1 protein-coding gene is annotated in these 1,291 nt (G+C 43.9%); it reads right to left on the minus strand.

Features of this window, described 5'->3' with window-relative positions; all coding sequences use genetic code 11:
* Positions 1 to 73: 73 nt before the first annotated feature.
* A partial coding sequence (locus AB4623_RS24100; RefSeq protein WP_371692812.1) for an ISNCY family transposase occupies positions 74 to 1,291 on the minus strand: 1,218 nt, incomplete at its 5' end.

Consider the following 1,291-nt stretch of genomic DNA (forward strand, 5'->3'; position numbering starts at 1 on the left):
AGGTTGACGGTCTAAATACCGAAGGATTCTGTCGCTGCTTTATTCATAGTAGTCCACTATTGCAGATTAGTTTCTATTCGATAATTGATTCCTCGGCACGTGCCTCCCGTAACTCTCTTGTATTCAGCTTTTCTTCAAGCCAGATGTTCCTTACTGTTGAGTGACTAATCGAGATGTTAAAACGCTTTCTCATCTCACCACTTATCCTAATAGAGGTTAGGTGAGGCGATTTGAGTGTTAATGAGATGACGATATTTCGAGTCTTTTCATCGATGCGATTATTGTTGTGTGATTGACCATACAGACGTTTCAAAGCAAGTGGGCCATGGGCTTCAAGTAATTGACGGTTGTTGTGAATGCTTTTGACAGAACAACCGCTTTGTCGGGCCGCTTCTCTAACATTCCCTAACTCATTGGCAAGCTCAATAGCCTCGATCTTTTTCTGAACCTCTTCTCCGTATTCTTTCCTAGAGCTAGGCTCAGTAAGCTCTTTAATCGATAACTCTCGGTCGGCAAAATAAGCCGTAAAACCACCATCAAGTTGCTTACGTAATTCGACTTGTTGACTCACGATAGAGTGCCGTAATGGGGAGGTGATTTGATACATTGCGTTGGCGTAACTGAAGGTATGATCTCGACGGATTTTTCGATATTCTTTTTGAATACATATCGCGTCAATGTTGAGGTACTTCGGAACGGGTGTATGCTCAGAGCGCATTAATTTGGCGTTGACTGTGAGGGTCGTTGCCCAATACTCAGGGATGAAGGTATTTTGTAGGTAGTTATTTGCACTGATCATATCAGTAACCCCAGCCAGCCTTAACTCAGGGACTAGACGATCTTGGAACGTATCAAAAGCACGTTCGATGCGACCCTTGCCTTGAGGCGAATTGGCAAAAATAATTTCTATACCCAGCTCTTCACAGGCTCGTTGCATCTGGGAGAAGTGGCAACGTTTTGGTCCACCGAAGATGCCCGCTCTATCGACATAAAGAGTCTTAAAAAGCCCTTTTTTCTTGATATAAGTTTTCATTACTTTGAGGCATCCTTCGGTGGTTTCTGAAGGAAAAAACTCCGCATGAACCTCACTGGTTGCATCATCAATCATGGCGATAAGACAGGATTTTTTATCACCGAACCAAAGGTGCGGACTGCCGTCCATTTGCAGCATTAAGCCTTCGGCTTCCATACGCTCACGTCGTCTTCTTACCTTAGAACGTCGATGTTTGGCTCGTTTTACATGATGGATTTCATGTGCCCAGGTACGAAGCGTCTCCCGTTTTACTTTGAT

This window comes from Vibrio sp. 10N.222.52.C12 (assembly GCF_041474215.1).
Taxonomy (GTDB): Bacteria; Pseudomonadota; Gammaproteobacteria; order Enterobacterales; family Vibrionaceae; genus Vibrio; species Vibrio crassostreae_C.